Origin of the sequence: Streptomyces apocyni, assembly GCF_009739465.1 — a bacterium.
GTDB lineage: Bacteria > Actinomycetota > Actinomycetes > Streptomycetales > Streptomycetaceae > Streptomyces > Streptomyces apocyni.
In genome coordinates this window covers 1-384 of record NZ_WHOM01000025.1, presented here as the reverse complement: position 1 = coordinate 384, position 384 = coordinate 1, and the positions used below count along the sequence as shown (strand labels likewise).

At 72.7% G+C, this 384-nt stretch carries 1 protein-coding gene; it reads left to right on the top strand.

All coding sequences use genetic code 11. The features are described 5' to 3' along the window. A partial coding sequence (locus GCN81_RS00100) for a polyketide synthase dehydratase domain-containing protein (RefSeq protein WP_156721313.1) occupies nucleotides 1-384 on the top strand: 384 nt, incomplete at both ends.

The window sequence follows — 384 nt, the reverse complement described above, 5'->3', positions numbered from 1 at the left end:
CTGCTGCCCGGTACCGGACTGGTGGAACTGGCCGCGCGCGCAGGTGACCAGGTCGGCGCCGAGCGGGTCGAGGAGCTGACACTGTCCGCGCCGCTGGTGCTGCCGGAGCACGGGTCGGTCCAGCTTCAGCTGACCGTGGGCCCGGACGACGGCTCCGGATACCGTTCGATCGAGATCCACTCGCGCGTCGAAGGCGACGAGTACAGCGAGGGCGTGGCGGCTCCGCCTCCCTCCCAGGCTCGTCCGTGGGCGGTGAACGCGACCGGCACGCTGGTCGCCGCCGGTTCTGAGAGCGGGGAGACGCTGGCCGTGTGGCCACCGGCCGGGGCCGTGGAAGTCCCGCTGGACGGCGTCTACGACCGCCTCGCCGACCAGGACTACACG